This is a genomic window from Pseudidiomarina aestuarii, from assembly GCF_003987355.1.
Taxonomy (GTDB): Bacteria; Pseudomonadota; Gammaproteobacteria; order Enterobacterales; family Alteromonadaceae; genus Pseudidiomarina; species Pseudidiomarina aestuarii.
Genome location: NZ_PIPR01000001.1, coordinates 1,046,450 through 1,070,450, shown reverse-complemented (window position 1 = coordinate 1,070,450; position 24,001 = coordinate 1,046,450). Strand labels below are relative to the sequence as shown.

The following is a 24,001-nucleotide window of genomic DNA, read 5'->3' as shown; positions in this document are numbered from 1 at the left end:
TTATCAATACCAATCAATCAATTCAGGAAAGGGTCTCACTATGACATTTCGGTTATCTGCAGTAGCAAGTGCTCTCACACTTGCAGGAATTTTACCGATGATTGCTCAGACTGCATCAGCAGATACGGCAGAATCAGACTTAAGCGGCTTGGAGCGGATTACAATTCTTGGCTCCGCTGCTGCGGTCGATGAATTGCCTGGGTCAGGCTATTACATGAATGCTGAAGAACTGGCTCGATTTGATTTTACCGATATACACCGGGCATTGGCGCAAGTACCAGGCGTTTATGTTCTGGAAGAAGATGGTTACGGATTGCGGGCTAACATCGGTATGCGCGGCACCGGAACCTCGCGCTCTGATAAAATTACGGTGATGGAAGACGGCGTGCTTGCTGCTCCTGCACCTTATGCATCACCGGCAGCTTATTACTTCCCGACATTTGGTCGCATTCAGGCGTTGGAGGTCATCAAAGGCGGTGCCAGTGTTGCTTATGGACCACGAACCACAGGTGGGGTGCTCAATTTAGTCTCACGCTCGATCCCCACGACTGACCTAGCTGGCCAACTGCAAGCTGCTGCAGGTAGCGATGGTTATGGCAAAATGCACGGCTGGATTGGCGGCAGTAGCGATCGTTTCGGTGCGGTCATTGAAGGTTATCGCCAGCAAGCTGATGGTTTTAAAGAACTGCCAAATGGCGCCGACACTGGCTTTTATAAGAATGATTTCTTAATGAAGGCAGCCGCGTTATTGGATGCTGCTGGCAACCATCGGCTGCATGTCAAATTAAAGTATTCCGACGAAGTGTCGGATGAAACCTATCTCGGCTTAACCGCGGCCGATTATGAGTCGACGCCATATCGTCGCTACGGCGCATCGCAGTTGGACCAAATGATGACTGAACACCGTCAATATCAACTGGGTTACGATTGGACACTGAGTTCTGGCTCGACGCTGCGAGCAACTGCGTATCGGAATGAGTTTGACCGGAATTGGTATAAGGTCAGCAGTGTAAATGGTGAGAGCTTAGGTGGCGGTGCAGAGGCCATTGCAAGTGCGTTTGACGCCAACCCTCAGGGCAGCCTTGAGCTGAATGTAAAAGCGAATAATCGAGCTTACCTCAGTGAGGGGATTCAAGCTCAATTTGAGCAGGCGCTTGGTGCTCACCGATTGGTGTTCGGAGCGCGAGTGCATGAAGACGAAATGGATCGTTTCCAGTGGAATGATGTGTGGCAGCTCAATGCGAACTACAGCGCACAACTGCTCAGCGCAGGAGTGCCGGGTACTGATTCCAATCGAATTGATAGTGCTGAGGCACTAGCAGTCTTTGGGCAAGCGTTTCTCAATTTTGGTGACCTCAACATTGATATGGGACTGCGCTACGAGGATATCGACACTTTGCGTCGTGATTGGGGGAAAACGAATCCAGGGCGCGATACAACCCCAACTCAACGCGCAAATAGCACGAGTGAAGTATTACCAGCGCTGGGTCTAACCTACCGCCTTAGTGACGCCTTAGTACTGATCGGTGGTGTGCAGAAAGGTTTTGCACCTGCTGCGCCGGGCAATACGGAGCAAGAAAATGAAGAGTCAGTGAACTGGGAAGTGGGTGCCCGCTATCGTTCAGGCGCTGTGAGCGGTGAAGTCATTGGTTTCCTCAGTGACTACGACAACATGCACGGCAACTGCACGGCAGCACAAGGGTGTGATTTGAATGCTATCGATACGCAATTCAACGCCGGTGAAGTGCGAGTTCAAGGTCTGGAAGTGTTGGGCGAATACGGTCTGACATTCGCACAAAGTGAGCTCATTTTAGGTGCTTCTGCCACCTTCACCGATAGCGAATTTAAGAATAGTTTCAACTCAAGTCTGGGTACGTGGGGCAGCGTTGCCGTGGGTGATGAACTCCCGTATCAAGCAGACACACAGGTTCAGCTCAGCGCTCGCTACTTGCTTGGCGCCTGGGAGCTCAATGCGCAAGCTCGTTATATCGGCGACATGCGTACGCAAGCCGGTCAAGGTGAACCTGACGCTGCGCAACGGATTGATGCGCGCACCGTGGTCGATTTGACGTTAACCTACGCGATTGACCAGCGGCAACAAGTTCGGGCGGGTATTGATAATGCCTTCGATGAAACCTATATGGTGACTCGTACCAACGGCGGAATCCAAGTCGGAAAGCCGCGCACAGCCTTTGTTCAATATAATTATCGCTTCTAGAAAACTAGACGAAGCCACTCTGGGTAGGCTACCGTAGTATGAACTTTTAGCTTATCCAGGGTGGAAATTCTATGTCGAACTTGTCAGCGCTGGCGCTCATTGGTGTGTTGTCGATTGTGTGTCAGTGGGGGGCTTGGCGACTAAAAATTCCCGCAATTTTACCGCTCTTGCTCACGGGTTTGGTGATAGGTCCTTGGTTGGGTCTGCTCCAGCCTGATGCTGTGTTCGGTGACATTCTTTTTCCCTTAGTTTCCCTTTCGGTTGCGATTATCCTGTTTGAAGGCAGCTTAACCTTGCGCTTTGAGGAAATTCGAGGCCATGGGCGTATGGTGACGCACTTAGTCAGCATCGGGATGTTTATCACCTGGGTGTTGATTGCCGTGGCAGCGCACTTTTTGATGGGATTCAATTGGGAGTTATCCGCATTATTTGGGGCTTTGGTCGTGGTGACTGGCCCCACCGTTATTCAGCCTATGTTGCGCTCCGTCCGGCCGTTGTCTCGGTTGGCCAATATCCTGAAATGGGAAGGTATTATTATTGACCCAATCGGCGCATTGCTGGCGGTACTCGTTTACGAGTTTATTATTGCCAGCCAAGGTGCGGGTTGGATGCAAGCGTTACAGGCATTCGGTATCACGATAGGGGTGGGTTTTGCGGTTGGCTATGCAGCCGCCAAAATTCTCGCGCGCGCTCTGATGAAAGGCTGGTTTCCACATTACTTGAGTAACGTAGCTACCCTGGCGGTGGTGTTGGGTGTTTTTGCCTTATCCAACGCTCTGCAGCATGAATCTGGGCTGCTCACTGTAACCGTTATGGGAATGGTGATGGCGAATACACGGGGACTCAACCTCGATGATATCCTAGAATTTAAAGAGACCCTGAGCGTGCTGCTCATTTCGGGTTTGTTTATTATCTTAGCGGCGCGGATTGACGCGAATGCCTTTGACCAATTGGGACTCCCTGCGGTCTTGCTACTCGCTGTGATCATCTTTGTGGTTCGCCCTATCGCCGTCTGGGTTTCCAGCATTGGCACGCAGTTGAACGTTAAAGAAAAAATCTTACTGAGTTGGATTGCGCCGCGCGGTATCGTTGCAGCTGCCGTCTCGGCATTGTTCGCCCTAAAAATGCAGCAGCAGGGGTGGGAAGGGGCTGACTTGTTGGTGCCATTGGTCTTCGTTGTCATCCTGAGTACAGTTGTCCTACAAAGCTTAACGGCGAAACCATTGGCTCACGCATTGACTTTGCGTGAACCGCCGGCAAAAGGGTTCCTGATTTTTGGCGCCAATCCAACTTCACGGTTGATTGCGAAGGCACTTAAAGAGCACGACATTCCGGTGCTGCTTGCAGATACCAACTGGGAGCACATCAAACAGGCGCGTATGGAAGGGTTACCCGTGTACTTTGGTAATCCAACCTCGGAGCATGCTGAAACACACATGGATATGACAGGGATTGGGCGCGTGTTGATCTTATCGCCATACAAACAGCTCAATCCGGTAGTGGCGTTGCATTTTATGGATTGGTTTGAGAGTGCAAAGATTCTCGGTTTGAACAGCACTGAGCATGATGCGTCAGCGCGTAATCAGTTATCCGAAAGCTATCGCGAGCGGTTAAAACTATTCGGTAAAGGGGTCACCTTCTCGAAGTTAGCAAGCTTGACGTTCCAAGGCGCTCAAGTGAAAACGACTGCGCTCACCGATACCTTCGACTATACCGACTACCAAGAGCGTTATGGCAACCGTGCAATTCCGTTGTTTGCATTTGATGAACGCGACCTGTGTCATGTGTTTACGAGCGACCAAACCTTTACCCCCAAAGCGGGCTGGGAAGTCGTTGCGCTCGTTTCTGAGGCTGGCCCGGATACGGTCAGTGCCGCTGAGGAAGAGGATAAACCAGCTAGCTGATACGGTTAAAAGCGCAGCTCGTAGCTGAGCTGCGCGTTAAACCCAGAATCACCGCCGTTCCATTCCGTTTCCCAACGCTCTAAGGTTAAACCCACTAAACCATTTCCGAGTGGACGTTGGTGTTTGACAGCGAGTTGGCTAGTGGCCGCAGTTAACGGCGCAAAACGATCCGTTTGTTGAGCGATCGTAAACGGTGTATCACTCGCATCAAAATCACGCACGGTTAGTTCCCATTGCTCACCTTGCAAGTTAGTCGCGCGCAGTCCTGCACTGATTGCAGTGGCATCATTAGCGCCTAAACGTCCGAGTGGTCGACCCAGGTGGTGGTTAAATTGAAAAAAACCTGCACGGTCTAACTCATCACCAGCGCTCACCTCAGCATAGGCACGAAGTTGATAGCCAGCCCATAGTTGGTAAGCGCTAACTCCAGCCAGCCACATGCTCGAGTTATTTTCTAGATCAGCCCCAAGTTCTGCATACAGAGCGGCACTGGTTTGCGGGCCGAGTACGAGACCGAGTCGACCATCGGCACTCACCGCATGCCAACGCTCATCGGATGCAAGATAAGGGTTATTCGCGCTATCCAACGAACTCATCACATGGGTCAGACCTAATTGGAGGGAGCCATCCGACTGGAATGAAACTCGATTGGCCCAAACCGGTTCGTTGTAATCATCACCAAAGCTACTGCGAGCGCCAATAAAAGACTGAAAATGAAACTGGCTGAGCGCACCGATAATCCGATCCGATTGATAGCTAATACGGAACTTGGGGAGTGGGCGAGCCGCATCGGATAACAGCAGGCTGTGATCGGCAGCAACGCCCCATTGCGTGGATAGTGTATCGATTCCAACGGTGAGGCCGTCAAAACGCCACGCAAGATAAGACTCATCAAGTCCGTAATCTTCATCATCGACCGCGTCTAACCGGGCTTGAACGCTGATGCGCGCGGCAAAGTCACCAGCTGTGTATGCATGCGCAACCTGTAATTCGGCCCGCTGCTGGGTACTGCGTTGATGCCGCGGATACCGTTCATCGTCCTGACTGTTGACCACTATTTTTAATTGTGTGTCGGCAGCATCTCTCGCGGCCGTTTGCAAACGGGCCTGAAGCAAAAACACAGCATCGCGTTCGGCAGCATTGAGGCGCTCGACATCGAGCAATTCCAAATCACGAGCGAGCGCGCGCCATGAAAGCGGGTAGCTGGTAGTGGAAGTACGTAATTTGCCGGCATTGGCGAGCAGTTCGATCCGATCCAATAGAGCGCTGTCGGAACGCTCCACCCATACATTCGCGGATGTCGCTACAGATGCAACAGTAAACGCTAAAGCGCAGCAGGAGGGGAAGACGAAACGGCCAAAATTAGTCATGCAAAACCCACAATTATCAAGAATGCGTATGAGTATACTGCAATGTCTTGAGAAATAAATGCTTAGCTTTTCCGAATAAAAAAAGACAAAAAATTAACTTGTTCTTTAGTAGCTTAGGCTTATGTTTATAAAATGTAATTGAACTATTAAAATCTGTGCGATAGACTCTGTTTAAGGAATTGGAAGTACTCATATGGACTGCAGTACTTCAAACGAACAAGGATGTTCGTACCTCCAAATTCAAAAGCGCGACTGGCTACTAGCTATTAGTTACTAGAAGTGCGCCACCTATGCTTTTCAGCAACCCGAAGTCAATCACTAATTGCTAGTAGCTAGTAGCTAGTAGCTAGTAACCAGTAACTAGTAGCCATTACCTAGTAGCCAACAGCTATTCACTTTCTGTATTTGGGCTCTATACTAGTCCCACTTCATTCATATTGTTCTTGGGTTGGCCACATGCGCTGTTTCGTCTTTGTATCGATTCTTTTCTTGGTGGGTTGTCAGCCTGCGGCAGAACCTACCGATACCAGTGCGCAGGCGCAACTGACCGAACTCGATCAGCAACAACTACCGACGGCGCAATGGCAGTTAACCGTGGATACGCTGCAATTGAGTTTTTGTCGCAGTCGAACCAATGAAGCATTAATGGCCTCATCTGAAGAGTTAAATCGTTGGCGGTTAGTGGCTGAAGCCTCTGCATTCCCACGGCAACGTCAAGAGGGTATTGAAGCGTTAGCGACGTTTGCCCGTGACTACAATATTTATTTGTATCAAGAGTGGGGGACGGTCAGCTCTCAGTTGTATCGGATTGCTTATCGTACCAATGAATCGGCGCCAAATGTATTTAATGCACTGGCGCGGATCGGACGTGACCGCTCGATTTGTTTCAGCAGTCTTGATCAGAGTATGAGTCCGGAGTAACCCATGACACTAGCCGTTCAGATCGAAACCAAATTACGGGAAGCATTGGCCCCCTCGGTATTAGAGGTCATCAACGAGAGTCACATGCACGGCACAGCGAGTTCAGATTCCCACTACAAGCTCGTGATTGTCAGTGCCGAGTTCGATGGTCAACGCTTATTACAACGCCACCGGCGTGTGAACAAATTACTCGCCGCAGAATTAGCCGGCGAACTGCATGCGCTGGCGTTGCATTTATACAGTCCAACGGAGTGGCAGCAACTGCAGCAAGTACCTGAGTCGCCTGTGTGTCGTGGTGGTAGTCAACAGCCTTAGTCAGCCAACTACTCAGATGTCTTTCTGCGCAGAGGTCGGGTACACTGCGCTGCATTCCATAAAAGTAAGAATAGGTAGGTTGAGACAATTATGGTTATTCATCCAAAGATTCGTGGCTTTATTTGTACCAACGCGCATCCAGTCGGTTGTGCGGCTCACGTTCAACAACAAATTGATTTCATTCAGCAACAACCCAAAATCGAAGCAGCACCACAGCGCGTGCTCGTGATTGGTTGCTCGACCGGTTATGGATTAGCGACGCGTATCGCGACAGCGTTCGGCGCTGGCGCGAAAACCATCGGCGTTTGTTTCGAAAAAGAGCCCACTGAAAAGCGCACGGGAACTGCTGGCTGGTACAATACCGCAGCGTTTCATGATGCTGCGAAGGCTACAGGCTTGTATGCGAAGTCGTTCAACGGTGATGCTTTCTCAAATGAGATGAAGGCTGAGGTGATTGAGCAGATCAAAGCGGATTTTGGCCAAGTGGACTTGGTGGTGTATTCATTGGCATCACCGAAGCGCAAAGATCCGAACTCAGATCAGGTGTATAGCTCAACGTTAAAACCAGTTGGACAGGCATATACAACCAAGACTTACGATACTGACCGGGATGAAGTCAAAGAAATTTCGCTCGAACCTGCCAATGACGATGAAATTGCGCAAACCATTAAAGTGATGGGCGGTGAAGATTGGGAACTCTGGCTCGACGCTTTGAATCAAGCTGGTGTGTTAGCACCAAACTGTAAAACCACGGCTTATACCTATATTGGTAAAGAGCTGACTTGGCCGATTTATGGTCATGCCACAATCGGCAAAGCGAAAGAAGACTTAGACCGCGCTGCAGCGGCAATGCGCGCGCGTTATACCAATCTGAATTTAGAAGCCTATGTCTCCTCATTGAAAGCGTTGGTGACCCAGGCGAGTTCAGCCATTCCGGTGATGCCACTGTATATCTCGCTGATTTATGGCGTGATGAAAGAGGAAGGTACACATGAAGGTTGTATTGAACAAATTTATCGGTTGTTGACCGAAGGTTTGTACGCGGCCAACCCGAAGCTGGATGAGGCAGGGCGGTTGCGCATGGACGGCAAAGAAACCAATGATGCAACGCAAGCTAAGATTAAAGCTCTTTGGGACCAAGTGAATCAAGACAACTTCCATCAGTTAGCTGATTACGAAGGCTACCATAGCGATTTCTTGAAATTGTTTGGCTTTGGCATCGCTGGTGTCGATTATGACGCCGACGTTGATCCCGTTGTCAGCTGGTCATAAATTCGCCAGCAGCGTAAAGCAAACTGAACAAAGCCGATGCCTCACCACGCATCGGCTTTTTTAATGCGGTCTGCAGTGAATTTATGAACAGACAATAACCCTAGTGATTTGCTGGAATTTTTGTCCTTCGCAGGTGGCAAGGTGGTCAATAAAAGTGTTAAAATCCCCGCCCTAGGTGAATGCGAGCAAGTTTTCTATTTGATTTATCAGGTTTTCAGTGACTTCACTGATTGAGATTAATCTTCCCTAACGAGTAGTGCAAACGCGTATGATTACGATCAAGAAAGGGCTGGATATCCCGCTGCAGGGATCGCCCCAGCAGACTATCGAAGACGGCCATGCCGTCAAGACCGTTGCCGTACTGGGTGAAGAGTATGTTGGCATGCGTCCGACCATGCAGGTGAAAGCCGATGATCGGGTGAAGAAAGGCCAAGTACTGTTCGAAGATAAGAAGAACCCAGGGGTTAAATTCACAGCACCAGCCAGTGGCGTCGTCAAAGACGTGATGCGCGGTGCTAAACGAGTATTGCAAGCTGTCATCATTGAAGTCGATGGCACAGAGCAAGAGACGTTTGCGCAGCACGAGAGCAGTAAGCTAGCCTCGTTAGGCCGTGACCAAGTGGTTGAGCAACTCAACGACTCGGGTCAATGGGTCGCTCTTCGGACGCGCCCGTTCAGCCGCTCGCCAGCTTTAGATGCAAAACCGGTTGCGATTTTTGTCAACGCGATGGATACCAATCCATTGGCGGCCGACCCAGCGGTCATCATTGCAGAGCATAAGCAGGCGTTTATAGACGGACTGAACGTGCTCACCAATCTCACTGAAGGCAAAGTTTTTGTTGTGAAAGCGGCAGATGCTGAAGTTGATACAGGTGATGCGAAGGTTCAATTGGAGAGTTTTGCAGGTGTGCATCCAGCAGGTCTGGTAGGCACGCATATGCATTTCCTGTCGCCAGTATCCATGACGAAACGAGCTTGGCATATCGGTTATCAAGACGTGATTGCCTACGGTAAGTTATTTACGACGGGTGAAATTTTTACCGACCGAGTCGTTGCGGTTGGCGGCCCAGGTGTCAAAAATCCACGTTTGTTGCGCACCCAATTGGGCGCAAATTTGCGTGAATTGACGCAAGGTGAACTTGCCGAAGGCAAACAACGTATCGTATCAGGATCGGTCTTGAATGGTCATAAAGTTGACGATGCCCACCAATGGTTAGGTCGCTTCCATGTGCAGGTTAGTGTACTGCCGGAAGGTGATAACAAAGAATTCCTCGGCTGGATCAAGCCAGGTGTGAATCAACACTCCGTTACTCGTGCATTTGCAGGTCATTTAAGCCCGAGCAAAAAATACGCCATGACAACATCAACCAATGGTTCTGATCGCGCCATGGTGCCTATTGGTAACTACGAGCGTGTTATGCCGTTAGATATCTTACCAACTGTTTTACTGCGAGATATTCTCTCCGGTGATTCCGAGCAAGCGCAAAAATTAGGTTGCTTGGAGTTGGACGAAGAAGATTTGGCCCTGTGTACTTATGTTTGTCCAGGCAAATACGAGTACGGTCCGGTTCTGCGTAACATGTTGACCGAAATAGAGAAAGAGGGTTAATCATGAGCTTAAAAAACTATATTGAGCGCATTGAACCGAACTTTGAGAAAGGCGGGAAGTATGAAAAGTGGTACGCCCTTTATGAGGCTGTTGCCACAATTCTCTATACGCCAGGCAAAGTAACGAAGAGCATCACGCACGTTCGCGACAACGTTGATTTGAAGCGGATTATGATTTTGGTGTGGATGATGACATTCCCGGCGATGTTCTGGGGCATGTACAATGTCGGTAACCAAGCGTCGATGGCATTGGTCAACGGGTATGAGCTTGCAGACATCTGGCAAGTCGGTCTGTTCCAAATGCTTGGCGGCGACTTAAGCACTGCTGGCTGGGCTGGAAAGCTGTTCTACGGTGCCTGCTTCTTCGTCCCTGTATACGCGACAACCTTTATTGTCGGCGGTTTCTGGGAAGTCTTGTTTGCTTCTATCCGCAAACATGAAATCAATGAAGGTTTCTTTGTCACTTCTGTCCTGTTCGCGTTAACGCTACCAGCGACCATTCCGTTATGGCAGGTCGCACTGGGTATCACGTTCGGCGTGGTTATTGGTAAGGAAGTGTTCGGTGGAACAGGTCGTAACTTCCTGAATCCAGCGTTGACCGGTCGCGCATTCCTGTACTTCGCATTCCCAGCGACTATTTCGGGCGACCAAGTGTGGACAGCGGTTGATGGGTTCTCTGGCGCTACGCTGTTAGGTCAAGCGGCAACCGGTTCGAACTACTTTGCTGACACGGCACTCTGGTGGGATGCATTTTTCGGTAACATCCAAGGTTCTATGGGTGAAGTGTCGACTCTGATGATTCTGATTGGCGGACTTGCGTTGATTTACTTCCGCATCGCCTCATGGCGCATCGTCAGTGGTGTGTTTGTTGGTATGGTCGCCTTGTCATTGCTGTTTAATGCGATTGGCAGCGAGACCAACAATATGTTCCTCATGCCATGGTACTGGCATCTGGTCGTCGGTGGTTTCGCCTTCGGTATGATGTTTATGGCAACCGATCCGGTATCTGCCTCGTTCACCAACAAAGGTAAGTTCGCATACGGATTTTTGATTGGTGCCATGACGGTATTGATTCGTGTCGTAAACCCAGCATATCCCGAAGGTATTATGCTCGCGATTCTATTTGCGAACGTATTTGCGCCACTGTTCGACCACTTTGTAGTTCAAGCGAACATCAAGCGGAGGCTAGCACGTAATGTCTAAGAAGAACGAATCGCTCGGCAAAACGTTATTTGTCGTTGTTGCGCTCTGTCTGGTGTGTTCAATCATCGTTGCTGGTGCAGCGGTTGGTTTGAAACCGTTGCAGGTGAAAAATGCTGCTTTAGATATGCAACGTAACGTCCTCGATGCTGCAGGTCTACTAGAGCCGACGACAGATGTTGTTGCAGTTTTTAATGACCGCGTCGACACGCGTTTGGTGAATCTCAATACGCTTGAATTTGTAGAAGAAGTCGATGGTAAAAATCCAACCGACTACGATCCGATTGCGTCTGCAAAAAAAGCTGGTCTGGGTACCAAACTTGAGAAGTCGAATGATGTGGCGGGTATTGGATCGCGTGAGAATGTCACTAAGGTCTACTTCATCAACAATGCTCAGGATGAGTTGGAAACTGTGGTGTTGTTCATTCGTGGCTATGGTCTTTGGGGCACCATGTTTGGATTGTTGGCGCTCGAGCCAGACATGAACACCATTCGTGGCATCAACTTCTATCAGCACAGTGAAACGCCTGGACTGGGTGGTGAAATCCAGAATCCACAATGGGTGGCTAGCTGGCAAGGTAAAGAAGTGTACGGTGACGAAATGGAGACTGTAAAAATCGACGTGACTAAGAATGTGACCAGCGAAGCGCACGATGTGGATGCTCTGTCTGGCGCAACGTTGACCAGTAATGGTGTTGAAAACACGTTCCAATATTGGTTTAGCGATGCGGCCTACGGTCCGTTACTGGAAAAAATTCGCAAAGGGGAGCTGAATAATGGCTAGTGCAAAAGAAATGAAAGAAGTCCTATTTGGACCGATTTTTGCCAATAACCCGATTGCGCTACAAATCCTCGGTATTTGTTCAGCGTTGGCGGTCACGTCGAAAATGGAAAATACAGTGGTTATGTGTCTTGCACTGACCTTTGTAACTGCGTTTTCGAACTTGTTTATTTCGATTATTCGTAATCACATTCCTTCCAGTGTGCGGATTATCGTGCAGATGACCATCATTGCGAGTTTGGTTATTGTCGTAGACGAAATTCTGCGAGCTTATGCTTACAGTATCGCTAAAGAACTGTCGGTGTTTGTCGGTTTGATTATCACGAACTGTATCGTGATGGGTCGTGCTGAAGCTTATGCCATGAAGAGCACGCCAGGACTGTCGTTTTTAGATGGTATTGGCAACGGTTTAGGTTACTCAGTGGTGCTTCTGACTGTTGGTTTTATCCGTGAACTCTTCGGTTCAGGTAGCTTGTTCGGTTACCAGATTTTGGCGCTCGCGTCAGAGGGCGGCTGGTATCAGCCAATCGGACTCTTGGTGTTACCACCAAGCGCCTTCTTTATTATCGGTGGCTTTATTTGGGTACTGCGTACCTTCCGCACCGAGCAAGTAGAGCCAAAGGAATAAGGAGCCGATCATGGAAGCTTATGTAAGTTTATTTATTAAAGCGATTTTCGTTGAGAACTTGGCTCTATCGTTCTTCCTCGGTATGTGTACGTTTCTGGCAGTATCGAAGAAAGTCACGACAGCCTTTGGTCTCGGTGTTGCGGTTATCGTGGTACTCGGTATTTCAGTGCCAGTGAACAACTTGGTATACCACAATATTTTGGCGCCAGGTGCGTTGACTTGGGCCGGGTTCCCGGATGCCGACTTGAGCTTTTTACGTTTCTTGACGTTCATCGGTGTAATCGCAGCACTGGTGCAAATTCTTGAAATGACCTTGGATAAATATGTACCTGCTCTCTACAACGCGTTGGGTATCTTCCTACCGTTGATTACTGTGAACTGCGCCATCTTTGGTGGGGTTGCGTTCATGGTTGAGCGTGATTACACGTTCGGTGAGAGTGTGGTCTACGGTATCGGCAGTGGTATTGGCTGGGCGCTAGCAATTGTAGCCCTTGCTGCGGTGCGCGAAAAACTTAAATATTCAGACGTACCGGATGGTTTACGTGGATTAGGTATCACGTTTATATCAGTGGGTCTTATTGGCTTGGGCTTTATGTCGTTTTCTGGCGTATCCCTATAAGCACCGGTAACGGTTGAAACGGATTAACAAGAGGTAATAGTCGATGCAAGGGCAAGAGTTAGTACTCGTTGGACTCGGCGTAGGCATGTTTACCTTGATCGTATTGATTTTGGTTGCAGTCATCATGGTGGCAAAGTCGAAATTAGTACCTCAGGGTGACGTCGAAATTTTGATTAATGACGACGATGATAAGAAAATCACCACGCAACCAGGCACGAAACTTCTGGGCGCACTCGCGAATGCCGGGATCTTCGTATCTTCTGCATGTGGCGGTGGTGGTTCTTGCGGCCAATGTCGCGTAGTTATCAAAGAAGGCGGCGGTGAGATCCTGCCTACTGAGCGCGATCATATTAACCGTAAAGAAGCTCGCGAAGGCTGTCGTTTATCTTGTCAGGTGAACGTAAAGCAAAATATGAAGATCGAATTACCAGAAGAGGTATTCGGTATTCGTAAGTGGGATTGTACGGTCAAGTCGAACGACAACGTAGCAACTTTTATTAAGGAATTTGTTGTACAGCTGCCAGAAGGCGAAGATGTACCATTCCGTGCAGGTGGTTATATTCAAATTGAGGCACCGCCGCATCATGTCAAATATAAAGATTTTGATATTGCAGATCGTTTCCGCGGAGATTGGGAGCGCTTCGGGTTCTTTGATGTTGAGTCAAAAGTTGACGAAGAGGTGATTCGCGCCTATTCAATGGCCAACTACCCAGAAGAGAAAGGCATCATTATGTTGAACGTGCGGATTGCGACGCCGCCGCCAAACAACTTGAGCCTGCCTGCGGGTAAGATGTCGTCGTACATCTTTAGTTTGAAGCCAGGTGATAAGGTCACTATTTCGGGTCCATTTGGTGAGTTCTTCGCCAAAGAAACGGAAGCTGAGATGGTATTCGTGGGTGGTGGTGCTGGTATGGCGCCAATGCGGTCACACATTTTTGATCAGTTACGCCGCATTAATACCAACCGGAAAATGTCATTCTGGTATGGTGCACGCTCGAAGAAAGAAATGTTCTATGTTGAAGACTTCGACATGTTGGCACGCGAAAACGATAATTTCGACTGGCATGTGGCGTTATCGGATCCACAGCCGGAAGATAATTGGGAAGGCGACACAGGCTTCATCCATAATGTGTTGTACGAGAATTATCTGAAGGATCATGAAGCTCCAGAAGACTGCGAGTTTTACATGTGTGGACCACCGATGATGAACGCAGCAGTCATCAAATTATTGAAAGACCTTGGTGTTGAAGATGAAAACATCATGTTGGACGACTTTGGTGGTTAATCGCTGATGCAAAAGACATTACTGTCGAATGCTCGAATTTGGCTAGCCCTCGTAGGGCTGGCCTTTTTCGTTTCATGCACTCATGCTCCGCAACAGTTGTCAGTGACTGGCGAAACGATGGGAACTACCTACTCGATTCGCTATGTGACGGCGAATCCCAAGTATGACCCAGAATGGATCAAGGAGCGGGTTGATGGTGTGCTGGAGCAGGTGAATAGCCAAATGTCGACTTATGATCCTGAGTCTGAGTTGTCACTATTTAACGCCAAGCAAACGACCGAGCCTGTGGTCATTTCGCGAGCATTGGAAGTCGTTGTGCGCCGCTCGATTGAAATTGCTGAAGAAACGGGCGGAGTGCTGGACATTACTGTTGGGCCTTTGGTTAATCTGTGGGGCTTCGGTCCAGATGGTCGACCTGTTGATACTCCGACTCCAGCTGCAATCAAGGATGTCCAAGACCAAGTAGGGTATAAACTCCTTCATGTCGATAATCATCAGCTGCGCAAAGATGTTCCAGATCTCTATGTGGACTTGTCGACTATCGCAAAAGGGTACGGCGTTGACCGAGTTGCTTTACTGTTAGAGCAAATGGAAATTCATAATTATCTGGTCGAAATTGGCGGTGAAATGCGCACCAAAGGTCAGAAGCCAGGTGACGAGCCGTGGCGGATTGCCATCGAAAAGCCGATTTCTACGGAACGTGCAGTACAACGTATTGTCGAACCAGGTGACGCAGGTATTGCGACATCGGGTGATTACCGTAACTATTATGAAGAAGATGGACGGCGGCTATCGCATTTGATTGATCCGCGCACTGGGTATCCTATCCAACACAATTTAGTGTCGGTGACAGTGATTGCGGGTACGGCGATGGATGCAGACGCATATGCGACTGCACTATCGGTTATGGGTGCAGAAGAAGCTCTTGCGTTTGCTGAGGAAAAAAGTCTAGCGGTGTTACTCGTCACTCGAGAAGAGGGTAGTTTTAAAGAAGTCGCCAGCTCTGCTTTTGAGCCATTTTTGAACCAGTAATCAACCGCAAGTCGAATCATAGTCAGGAGGTCCGCATGGGATTATTTTTAGCCGTTTTCGCCATCTTTTTGGTGGTGGTGTTAGCCATGTCGGTTGGCTTTATCGTTCAACGTAAATCAATTTCTGGAAGCTGCGGTGGTATTGGTGCCTTGGGCATGGAAAAAGCCTGCGATTGCGATGAACCCTGCGATGAACGTAAAGCTCGGATGGCAAAAGAAGAGCAGTGGCAGCAAAACCGCATCAAATAACGAAGGCGCTACTAGTTACTAGTTACTAGTTACTGGTTACTGGTTACTAGAAGGGCGCAGATCTGTGTTTTCTAGTAGCTAATAGCTAATAGCTAATAGCTAATAGCCAATAGCCAATAGCCAATAGCTAGTAGCCAATAGCTAGTAGCCAGTCACTACAGACACAAAGGAGCAGTCTCTCAGCGATGGTTACCCCCGTTCAGATTCGTCCCAAGACGGCCGAGATTTACCTCGACTGCAACGCCACTACTCCTGTGCTACCGCGCATTGCGAATGCCGTCGAGCATGTCATGGCGCATGTATTTGGTAACCCCAGCAGTAGTCATATCACGGGTCTGCAAGCACGTTATATTTTGGATGATACGAGACGTCTCGGACGTGACGTCGTGGGTGCCGGACAGGGCCATCTGATCTTTACCAGTGGTGCTACCGAAGGGATTCAAACCGCCGTGCTGTCAGCTCTGCAAGCGAGTCAGAAGGATGTGACTGCGAAACGTTGGTTGCTTTATGGTGCCACCGAACACAAGGCGGTTCCCCAAGCGTTGGAGCATTGGCGTTCACTGCTCAATGTCCAAGCTGAGCTCAAAGCTATCCCGGTCGATGCCAATGGTTTACTTGATTACGACTTTATTGCTGCGCACGTTGCTGATGCAGCGATGATTTGTACCATGGCGGTGAATAACGAGACCGGTGTTCAACAAAATCTCGAGACCCTAGAACGGGTGATTCGCGCACACAATCCGACGATTCCATGGATGGTCGATTGCGTGCAAGCGCTGGGTAAGCAGGCGTTGCGATTGTCATCGACCAGTATCGATTATGCGCCATTTAGCGGTCATAAATTATATGGCCCCAAAGGCATCGGTTTTTTATATGTGCGCTCGGGTGCTGCTTTCACGCCGTTGATTATTGGTGGTGGTCAGGAACAAGGACTCCGTTCTGGCACTGAAAACCTGCCGGGTATCGCGGCGCTGCATGCCTTGTTTGAAGTGCTGCTGGAAACCGATGAAAAGACATTCCACCAACATGCTGTTTTGGTGAATTATCGCGACCAATTATTAGCGGCACTGCGTGAAGCGTTTCCGACTCTCGAACTGAACCATGCCCTCGAACACTCAGTCCCGACGACACTGAACTTCTCGGTGCGGGGCGTGCCATCGCGAGACATTATGGATGTCTTTGACGCAGCCAATATTCGTGTGAGCTCCGGCTCCGCCTGCAGTTCGAAGGTTCCACGGAGCTTTGTACTGGATGCGATGGGACTCGAAGATTGGCGGTCACAATCCGCGATTCGATTATCCTTTGGTCCTGCCACCTCGGCAGAAACTATTGCGTCTGCCTGCGAACGAATCAAAGATGCCGCGCGGGCATTACGACAGTCCTGTTTGTTGGTAGCGGATACCAATGAAGACGTCGATTCTGAGCTCGACGGATTAGTACAACTGCGTTTTGATAATCAATGTTGTTACTTAGTCATTGATCGCAGTGCGCGCGAAATGGCTGTCATTGACCCGTTGCCAGAGTTGGCAGAACGGATTGAGAAGCTCGTCGCTTGTCAGCATTACCGTGTCAAAGCAGTGTTGACGACAGCGCCACATGCAGCTTCAAGTCCGGCTGCTATGTTGGCGCAATTGTTGTGTGCTAGCGGTTGCGATGCTGCCCGAGATGCGGTTGGCTGGCCTTTTCACGCCACCTTGATGACCTGTAGTCCACCGGTGGAATGTGAGTTGCCGGTTGAAGGCTGTTTGCTGGTTGGGAATCGCAGGCTGTACCGAGTGGGCTCACGCCAACCGACTTATTTACTGAGTTCACCGATTGCCCCTGGAGCAAAAGCTCATGTGGATTTCGCGTTTATTGGTGAGCAAGCCAATGCCGATTTATTAACGAAATTGGTCCACGAGCAAACTTTATTATGCCCTCGCGATGACGAAGATTTTGCTGTTGCATTTCGAATTGGTGAACTCACGCAGCAGCAGCGCTGTTGCGATCTAGTGGACATTGCTTTGGAAGAGCAGCAAAGCTGGTTACAACGCCCAGAAACGTTGGTGGTCGACGTGCGCGAGCAACAAGAACATCAGGTCAATCCACTGAATTTGCCTGCTGCGGTGGTAAACGTGCCACTGACTCGACTGACCCAATTTATATACGACCATCGTCACGACTATGAACAACGTCCGATCGTCTGTCTCTGTCGCTCGGGCCATCGGAGCGCGGTCGCCGCGCAAGTACTCAGCCGTCACGGATTCTGCCAGGTGAGTCATCTCACCGGCGGAACCGCGCTGCTGAATAGCTACTAGCTACTTGTTACTAGCTATTAGTTACTAGCTATTAGTTATTAGTTACTAGCTATTAGAAGAGCGCAGATCTGGGTTTTCGAGTAACCAGTAACCAGTAACCAGTAACCAGTAACCAGTAACCAGTAACCAGTAGCCAATAGCTAGTAGCCAGTAACTACTCTGTTACTGTGAATTTCCCGATATAGCCTTCTTTGCCGACCAGATAGCAGTGATCAGCTACGCAGGCACTATTCCAGATGTTGGCCTCACTGATCTTTGTCCATTCATTGGTGCTGGCGTTGTGCAGAGCTGCACCGCTTGGGTTGGTGACGAGTACGTCGCTATCCGGCGTGATGGTGAGGCTGTAGAGTGCACCGTCAAGAGGCGGCTCTGGCCAATCGATAAAATCGCCATCTTTGTATTCTGCAATACGCGGGCGCGCTTCTGGATGATTCAGGTCACCACCGACCATGAGCATGTGCTTATCAGAATAGGGCCAAACACTGGCAATGCCGGCGGAGGGGCCAGCAGCTATGGGTGTATCCAGCACTTGAAAGCGTATGCGTGTAACACCCTTATACAGAACTCGCGCGACGGTGGCATTCGCGGTTCCAATGGCCCAGACTTCATTGTTGAAGCGGATACAGCCACCACTCGCAGCTAAACCACCTTCACCGGCCTGTGGTGCTTGTCCAATTGCATTTCGAGCAGTCAGCCAATTGCGGCCATCAGCACTGCGAACCATATCCCAGCGCCCATCAATGGTATCTCCGGTTATCCAAGCTTCGCCACTGGGCGCTGTCGCCATGCAATTGAGGAACTGCTCGCCACTCGCTCGATAGCGTAATAGCCAGCTTTCGCCACCGTTGCTGGTGTAATAAACTCGGGAGTCACCATTTTCGCCGATGCTCAGTGCATAGGCTTGGTTACTATCTAATGCTTCGATATCGCGAAATTCAAGAGCAGTAGTCGATGGTTTACTGATGTTCCATGTCTGACCACCATCGAGACTGCGGCCAATTGTCGCATCGGAGCCACTGACCCAAACCACATCAGGGCTGGGTGCGCTGACACCAATCCAATTAACCGCAGCTGCTGCGGGCAAAGTTTCCACAGTGACACTGGAACTCAGTAGAACGGTTGCGGATAGGAAAGCATTCAATGCCAGCATATAGACTCACTCTTTGACGGTTGAAAGACGGTCTCAATGCTACATGCTACTGCGCGTCGAGACTTTCACCATTGACCTCAACACTGGCATCAGCCATGAGATACACATATAAAGGCATCAAGTCAGCCGGTGTCTTCAATTGTTTTGGGTCTTCTCCTGGATACGCACGAGCACGCATTGTGGTTCGAGTAGCGCCAGGATTAATGACATTAACACGAATAGATGATCCTTCATATTCGTCAGCCATGACCTGCGCTAAGCCTTCCGTAGCGAACTTCGAGACCGCGTAGGGTCCCCAATAGGCGCGTCCTTTGCGACCAACGCCCGATGAGGTAAATACAATACTTGCATGTTCTGCTCGTTTCAAAGCCGGCATCAATGCTTGTGTCAGCATAAACTGGGCCGTCACGTTGACTTGCATTAAGTCATTCCAACTGGGGTGGTCGATATGTTCGAATGGCGACAAGACACCCAGCAGACTGGCATTGTTGAGCAACCCATCAAGACGACCAAACTTTTCAATGATGGTGGCGTTCAGACCTTCATAATGGCTTTTGGTTGCGCCCTTTAAATCCAGCGGCACAATCGCCGGCTCCGGCCCGTCAGCAGCAATAATTTCGTCGTAAACGGCTTCTAGCTTTGTTACCGTTCGTCCCAAGAGAATGACCGTGGCCCCATAACTCGCATAAGCAAGTGCAGCTTGGCGACCAATGCCGTCACCCGCGCCGGTTACTAGGATTATTTTGTTGGTTAGGCAATCTTTTGTCACAGACTCGTTATGCATCTTCGTCATTTTCGGCTTACACTATGGCTAAATTCATGTGCCGATAGTGTACTGGTTTTTCCCATTTTTCTCAGCTTTGAGAAAAGAAAATAGTGAAAAATTGCTTTTAAGTTAGGCGCTAGCGGTGTATAAAATTTTGTTAATTGACACGTCTTGTCGTACCAGTTGAAAAAGGCGATGATAGGCAAGACGAAAAGAAGCATTGAATAGATGCTCAGAATATAACAATACAAACAAGGATCGGGGAAGCCTCATGAAAAAACTCATGCTTGCATCAGCTATCAGCAGTGCACTGCTACTTGCCGGCTGCGGTGGTAGTGGTGACGATGCACCAACAACCGAAATAGAAACACAAGTAAATGCCACCCGCGTGGTGTTTGATCCAAGTAATGGTGCGGTTCCCGTTCCATCGAATATCTTGTTGAGTGGGTCCGTGGATGGCACGTTAAATATCCCAGTTGCAGACCCAACCGACTTTGCTGACCCGCAAGTAGCCATTAACGGCTTAGATGGCTGGGGAACACACTCAACCATGACGTTCAGCTTCTCATTGCCGTTTGACCAAAATGGGAATCAAGTTACTGTCGACAGCGCGTCACTCGAAGCGCCAGGTTCTATCCGTGTGTTTGAAGCGGTGATGGGCGGTACAGCGGTCAATGCAACCTGTGCGGCAGCGAGCCCTGCGGCAACTTGCGCCATCGCGGCCGAGCTCACCCATGGTGTTGACTTCATTGTTTCAGCGACAGGTCCGAAAGGCGTCGCCATTGTGCCACTGAAGCCGTTGAAGCCGAAAACGGGTTATGCAGTCGTGCTCACCTCAAATATCCAAGACTCGTTAGGACGGGATGTACAGCCTTCGCAGACGTATGGTTTGATGAAGCGTAATGCGAGCGAGTTCCCAGTTTCTGGTGACCCAGCAGCAGTAGGACTGCAGCAATTGATTAACAGTCACGAGTCAGCGCTAGAAGCGTTTGGCTTAGACAAAGACGACATCATTTATGTGTCGAGCTATACAACACAATCTACCAGTGATGTATTCGGTGCGATTAAAGGGTTGATGGTGCAACAGTTCAGCACCACAGGTACGCCAGCGCTGATGTCACAAAATACCGGTATTACCGTTGCTGACGCATTAGTGGGTGCAGGGGCTCTACAACCTGATCCAACCAACCCAGCATTCGCTGCGGCGAGCACCGCTGCCCTGTATCAAGGCCAAGTATCGCTGCCGTATTTCCTGCCAGTGCCAACAGCAGAGAATCCAAGAGCACCATTAGAAGGTCGCTGGCGTGCAGCGTGTGACAGTCCAGCGTCTATTCTCGGCGCCATTCGCGCTGGTGCAATTGATCCTGCACAAGTTGGTATTGATCCTGCTGCATTGCAAAATCCAGCGCTGCTGTTACCACCAAATGCCTGCTACGACTTCCCAGGCATCGACAACGAGCGTCATTTGACCAAATATAATCCAATCCCAGCAGCTGTGACCAACGCTAACGTACCAGTTGTGATGTCGGTTCCAAACGCTGCTGCAGTGAACCAAGTTCGTGCTGCACAGGGTTTGGCTCCAATTTCACAACCAGCAAACGGCTGGCCAGTGGTGATTTTCCAGCACGGTATCACGGGTAACAAAACCAATGCCTTTGGCATTATGGGTACGTTGTCGGTTGCCGGTTTTGCCACGGTAGCGATGGACCATCCATTGCATGGTGATCGCGGCTTTGGTGCCATTAATGCGAGCACTGGTAGTCCAACTGCCTACATGAACCTCGGTAGCCTGCTGACAGCGCGTGACAACCTGCGTCAGTCTATCTCGGATATGCTGGGCTTGCGCTTAAGTTTAAATGCGCAACAAGGCGCACCGATTGATGGCTCGCGCGTATTCTTCGTTGGTCATTCTCTGGGCGCAATTACGGGTACTGGCTTTACCGCAATGGCCAACACACCAATGACTGGCGCATTAGCACCAGCTTCCGGTTTGTTTAAAGTGAATGCGAGTTCACTGATGGCTCCGGGTGGTAGTGTTGCGAACCTATTGCTGGGTTCACCATCATTTGGACCTGTGATTAAGAGTCAGTTGCTGTATGCAGCCAATGCTGATTTCGCTGCAGCTGTGAATGCTGCTGCACAAGCCGCAGGTGTGGGTCCAACAAATCCAGCGTTCCAAGGTTTGTTGATTCAAGTCTACGAGCAGTTCTGGGCGAGTTTGACCGATGCACAGCAAGCGCAAATCAATGGTGTATTTGAACAGTTCGCTTTCGCAGCGCAGACAGTCATTGATTCAGCGGATCCAATAAACTACGCTCGCAACGTGGTTGAGACTGAAAGTCCGATTCACTTGATTGAAGTTGTGGGTGGTGGCGACGTGTTACCTGACCAAGTGGTACCGAACACAGTTCCTGGTAAACCATTAGCGGGTACAGAGCCACTGATTGCTGCATTGCAATTACCTGCGGTCACGCAGACTGTTGCTAGTGTTGATGGTGAGCCGGTATCGGGCGCTGTTCGCTTCATTGAAGGTGACCACGGTTCGATCGTGAGTCCAGCGGCATCATTTGCAGCAACGTTTGAAATGCAAATGCAAGCAGCGGGATGGTTCTCAACCAATGCGACAGCGATTCCAGTGACGAACACGAGTGTGATTCTGACCAACTAAAATCGCTTAAATTACGTATACTAAAAGGGCCGCTTGTCGGCCCTTTTTTATCGCTATTTTTGAGCTGCTCATGACGGCAGTTCAACAAGGAGAGATTGCATGGAGTTTCTGATTGATATTGGTAGCTTTGTTGTGAAAGCCGCAATTATCGTATTTGCAGTAGTCATGATTGTTGGTGTGATGGCCAATGCTGCGCAGCGACAGAAGAAGTCGAAGGGTGAGCTGCATCTTGACATGCTGTCCGATGATCTTCGCGAAAGCGCACAATCTCTGAAATTGGAAATGCTGGATAAGAAAGAACGGAAGAAATTAGCCAAGTCACTAAAGCAAGCGGCGAAGTCGAACAAACAAGACGAACGTAAGCGTGTCTATGTCATCGATTTTCATGGCAGCATGGATGCGAAAGAAGTGGATTCGTTGCGCCGTGAGGTCAATGCAGTGGTGAGTATTGCGGAACCAGGTGATCAAGTGTTAGTGCGCTTGGAAAGTGGTGGTGGTGTTGTGCATGGCTACGGCTTAGGTGCTGCGCAACTGCAGCGTTTGCGAGATGCTGATTTGGACGTCATTGTCAGTGTCGACAAGATTGCCGCGAGTGGCGGTTACATGATGGCTGCGGTTGCCAATCATATTCAGGCTGCTCCGTTTGCCATTATTGGCTCAATCGGCGTGCTTGCACAGCTGCCGAACTTCCATCGTTGGTTGCAAAAACACGATATTGATTACGAACAAGTCACCGCTGGTGAATACAAACGAACGTTAACCTTGTTCGGCAAGAATACCGACGAAGGTCGCGAGAAATTCAAAGCAGATATTGAGAATATTCACGAACAATTCAAAGCTCACATTGCCAAGTATCGACCTGAGCTGGATATCGACAAGGTTGCAACCGGTGAATATTGGACCGCACAGCAAGCTCACGAATTGGGCCTAGTTGATAGTCTCATAACGAGTGATGCTTGGTTATTAGAACGAATTGAGAGTCACGAAATTGTGCAAATTCGCTATCAACAGAAGAAACCAATTGGTGAACGCATTGGTCGAAATGTGAGTAGTGGTTTGGCACAACTACGTAACTTTGTGGGAGCGAACCGCTGGTCGTAATTCAAGGTTGATAGTAAGAGAGGTTGGCGATGTCTAAAAACGATGAATTTGAGTTGTTTCGTCGTGAGATGACCGATGTAACACCGCTCACGAGTGATGATGTGGCGGATATACGTACCGCATTTACTCCGACTTTAGCGCAGCTTGAACGGCGCAAAGCCGCGGAACAACAACTGGCTGACGACGTTAATTTTCTCTCGACGGAGTATGTCGAATTAGTGGATCCCGCTGATTTACTCGAGTTTCGTCGTGATGGTGTCCAGCATGGCGTTTACAAGCGTTTACGACTTGGGCAATACACCATTGAGGCTAGCCTCAATTTACACGAACACAGCTTGCGTCAGGCGCGCGTAGCACTGTTTGAGTTTATTCAGGATTGTCATCGCACCGGCGTGCGCTCTGCATTGGTCATTCATGGTATGGGCAAGCACAGCAAGCCACATCCAGCGCTCATCAAAAGCTACGTCAATAAATGGCTGCGGGAACTGGAGCCGGTCATGGCATTCCATAGTGCGCAAAGGCACCATGGCGGAAGCGGAGCGGTATACTTGATGCTGCGTAAGAATGCTGAACAGAAGCTGCTAAACAGAGAGCGCCATCAAAAGCGCTAGGATGAAC

General features: G+C 49.6%; 20 protein-coding genes. 17 read left to right on the top strand and 3 right to left on the bottom strand.

What is annotated here, in order from left to right; translation table 11 throughout:
* The first annotated feature begins 40 nt into the window (after positions 1 to 40).
* Together CWE22_RS04945 and CWE22_RS04940 are read left to right on the top strand one after the other, a co-directional pair.
* Complete coding sequence (locus CWE22_RS04945) at positions 41 to 2,218, top strand: TonB-dependent receptor family protein (RefSeq protein ID WP_169930248.1); 2,178 nt, start codon at positions 41 to 43, stop codon at positions 2,216 to 2,218.
* Between the two features lie 71 nt (positions 2,219 to 2,289).
* Positions 2,290 to 4,122, top strand: a complete 1,833-nt coding sequence (locus CWE22_RS04940; protein ID WP_169930247.1) for a cation:proton antiporter — start codon at positions 2,290 to 2,292, stop codon at positions 4,120 to 4,122.
* A 5-nt stretch (positions 4,123 to 4,127) separates the two neighbouring features.
* Here the strand turns inward: CWE22_RS04940 and CWE22_RS04935 are convergent, their stop codons facing one another.
* Positions 4,128 to 5,492 carry a capsule assembly Wzi family protein gene (locus CWE22_RS04935; RefSeq protein ID WP_169930246.1) on the bottom strand — a complete coding sequence of 455 codons (1,365 nt, stop codon included), beginning with the start codon at positions 5,490 to 5,492 and terminating at the stop codon, positions 4,128 to 4,130.
* 456 nt (positions 5,493 to 5,948) lie between these two features.
* Here CWE22_RS04935 and CWE22_RS04930 point away from each other — a divergent pair, with 456 nt between their 5' ends.
* From CWE22_RS04930 to CWE22_RS04875, 12 genes are all read left to right on the top strand, one after another.
* A complete protein-coding gene (locus CWE22_RS04930; RefSeq protein ID WP_169930245.1) occupies positions 5,949 to 6,413 on the top strand; it encodes a hypothetical protein in 465 nt (154 codons plus the stop codon).
* Positions 6,414 to 6,416: 3 nt separating this feature from the next.
* Complete coding sequence (locus tag CWE22_RS04925) at positions 6,417 to 6,728, top strand: BolA family protein (RefSeq protein WP_169930244.1); 312 nt, start codon at positions 6,417 to 6,419, stop codon at positions 6,726 to 6,728.
* A gap of 90 nt (positions 6,729 to 6,818) precedes the next feature.
* On the top strand, positions 6,819 to 8,000 hold the full coding sequence (fabV, locus tag CWE22_RS04920; RefSeq protein ID WP_169930243.1) for an enoyl-ACP reductase FabV: 1,182 nt from the start codon (positions 6,819 to 6,821) through the stop codon (positions 7,998 to 8,000).
* Positions 8,001 to 8,268: 268 nt separating this feature from the next.
* Positions 8,269 to 9,609, top strand: a complete 1,341-nt coding sequence (locus CWE22_RS04915) for a Na(+)-translocating NADH-quinone reductase subunit A (RefSeq protein ID WP_169930242.1) — start codon at positions 8,269 to 8,271, stop codon at positions 9,607 to 9,609.
* A gap of 2 nt (positions 9,610 to 9,611) precedes the next feature.
* Complete coding sequence (locus CWE22_RS04910; RefSeq protein WP_169930241.1) at positions 9,612 to 10,811, top strand: NADH:ubiquinone reductase (Na(+)-transporting) subunit B; 1,200 nt, start codon at positions 9,612 to 9,614, stop codon at positions 10,809 to 10,811.
* Positions 10,804 to 11,592: a Na(+)-translocating NADH-quinone reductase subunit C gene (locus tag CWE22_RS04905; protein WP_169930240.1), complete on the top strand. Its 789-nt coding sequence runs from the start codon at positions 10,804 to 10,806 to the stop codon at positions 11,590 to 11,592. The genes CWE22_RS04910 and CWE22_RS04905 overlap by 8 nt, the downstream gene beginning before the upstream one ends.
* Positions 11,585 to 12,217 (top strand): NADH:ubiquinone reductase (Na(+)-transporting) subunit D, encoded by a 633-nt coding sequence (locus tag CWE22_RS04900; protein ID WP_169930239.1) that lies wholly within the window; start codon positions 11,585 to 11,587, stop codon positions 12,215 to 12,217. The genes CWE22_RS04905 and CWE22_RS04900 overlap by 8 nt, the downstream gene beginning before the upstream one ends.
* A 10-nt stretch (positions 12,218 to 12,227) precedes the next feature.
* The gene (nqrE, locus tag CWE22_RS04895) at positions 12,228 to 12,836 is read left to right on the top strand and encodes an NADH:ubiquinone reductase (Na(+)-transporting) subunit E (protein ID WP_169930238.1); all 609 of its coding nucleotides are present in this window, start codon (positions 12,228 to 12,230) and stop codon (positions 12,834 to 12,836) included.
* A 43-nt stretch (positions 12,837 to 12,879) separates the two neighbouring features.
* The gene (gene nqrF, locus CWE22_RS04890) at positions 12,880 to 14,121 is read left to right on the top strand and encodes an NADH:ubiquinone reductase (Na(+)-transporting) subunit F (RefSeq protein ID WP_169930237.1); all 1,242 of its coding nucleotides are present in this window, start codon (positions 12,880 to 12,882) and stop codon (positions 14,119 to 14,121) included.
* A gap of 6 nt (positions 14,122 to 14,127) precedes the next feature.
* Positions 14,128 to 15,153 carry an FAD:protein FMN transferase gene (locus tag CWE22_RS04885; protein WP_169930236.1) on the top strand — a complete coding sequence of 342 codons (1,026 nt, stop codon included), beginning with the start codon at positions 14,128 to 14,130 and terminating at the stop codon, positions 15,151 to 15,153.
* Positions 15,154 to 15,188: 35 nt separating this feature from the next.
* On the top strand, positions 15,189 to 15,401 hold the full coding sequence (nqrM, locus tag CWE22_RS04880; RefSeq protein WP_169930235.1) for a (Na+)-NQR maturation NqrM: 213 nt from the start codon (positions 15,189 to 15,191) through the stop codon (positions 15,399 to 15,401).
* A gap of 185 nt (positions 15,402 to 15,586) precedes the next feature.
* The gene (locus tag CWE22_RS04875) at positions 15,587 to 17,698 is read left to right on the top strand and encodes an aminotransferase class V-fold PLP-dependent enzyme (protein ID WP_169930234.1); all 2,112 of its coding nucleotides are present in this window, start codon (positions 15,587 to 15,589) and stop codon (positions 17,696 to 17,698) included.
* Between the two features lie 154 nt (positions 17,699 to 17,852).
* On the opposite strand, the gene CWE22_RS04870 is transcribed toward CWE22_RS04875, so the two are convergent.
* Both CWE22_RS04870 and CWE22_RS04865 read right to left on the bottom strand, forming a co-directional pair.
* Positions 17,853 to 18,848, bottom strand: a complete 996-nt coding sequence (locus tag CWE22_RS04870; RefSeq protein ID WP_169930233.1) for a WD40/YVTN/BNR-like repeat-containing protein — start codon at positions 18,846 to 18,848, stop codon at positions 17,853 to 17,855.
* Positions 18,849 to 18,894: 46 nt separating this feature from the next.
* Positions 18,895 to 19,632 (bottom strand): YciK family oxidoreductase, encoded by a 738-nt coding sequence (locus CWE22_RS04865; RefSeq protein WP_169931026.1) that lies wholly within the window; start codon positions 19,630 to 19,632, stop codon positions 18,895 to 18,897.
* A gap of 253 nt (positions 19,633 to 19,885) precedes the next feature.
* On the opposite strand from CWE22_RS04865, the gene CWE22_RS04860 reads away from it, so the two are divergent.
* From CWE22_RS04860 to smrA, 3 genes are all read left to right on the top strand, one after another.
* On the top strand, positions 19,886 to 22,282 hold the full coding sequence (locus CWE22_RS04860) for a VolA/Pla-1 family phospholipase (protein WP_169930232.1): 2,397 nt from the start codon (positions 19,886 to 19,888) through the stop codon (positions 22,280 to 22,282).
* A 99-nt stretch (positions 22,283 to 22,381) separates the two neighbouring features.
* Positions 22,382 to 23,383: a protease SohB gene (gene sohB / locus CWE22_RS04855; protein ID WP_169930231.1), complete on the top strand. Its 1,002-nt coding sequence runs from the start codon at positions 22,382 to 22,384 to the stop codon at positions 23,381 to 23,383.
* 29 nt (positions 23,384 to 23,412) lie between these two features.
* Positions 23,413 to 23,994, top strand: coding sequence for a DNA endonuclease SmrA (gene smrA / locus CWE22_RS04850; protein ID WP_169930230.1), 582 nt, complete (start codon positions 23,413 to 23,415; stop codon positions 23,992 to 23,994).
* Positions 23,995 to 24,001 lie beyond the last annotated feature (7 nt).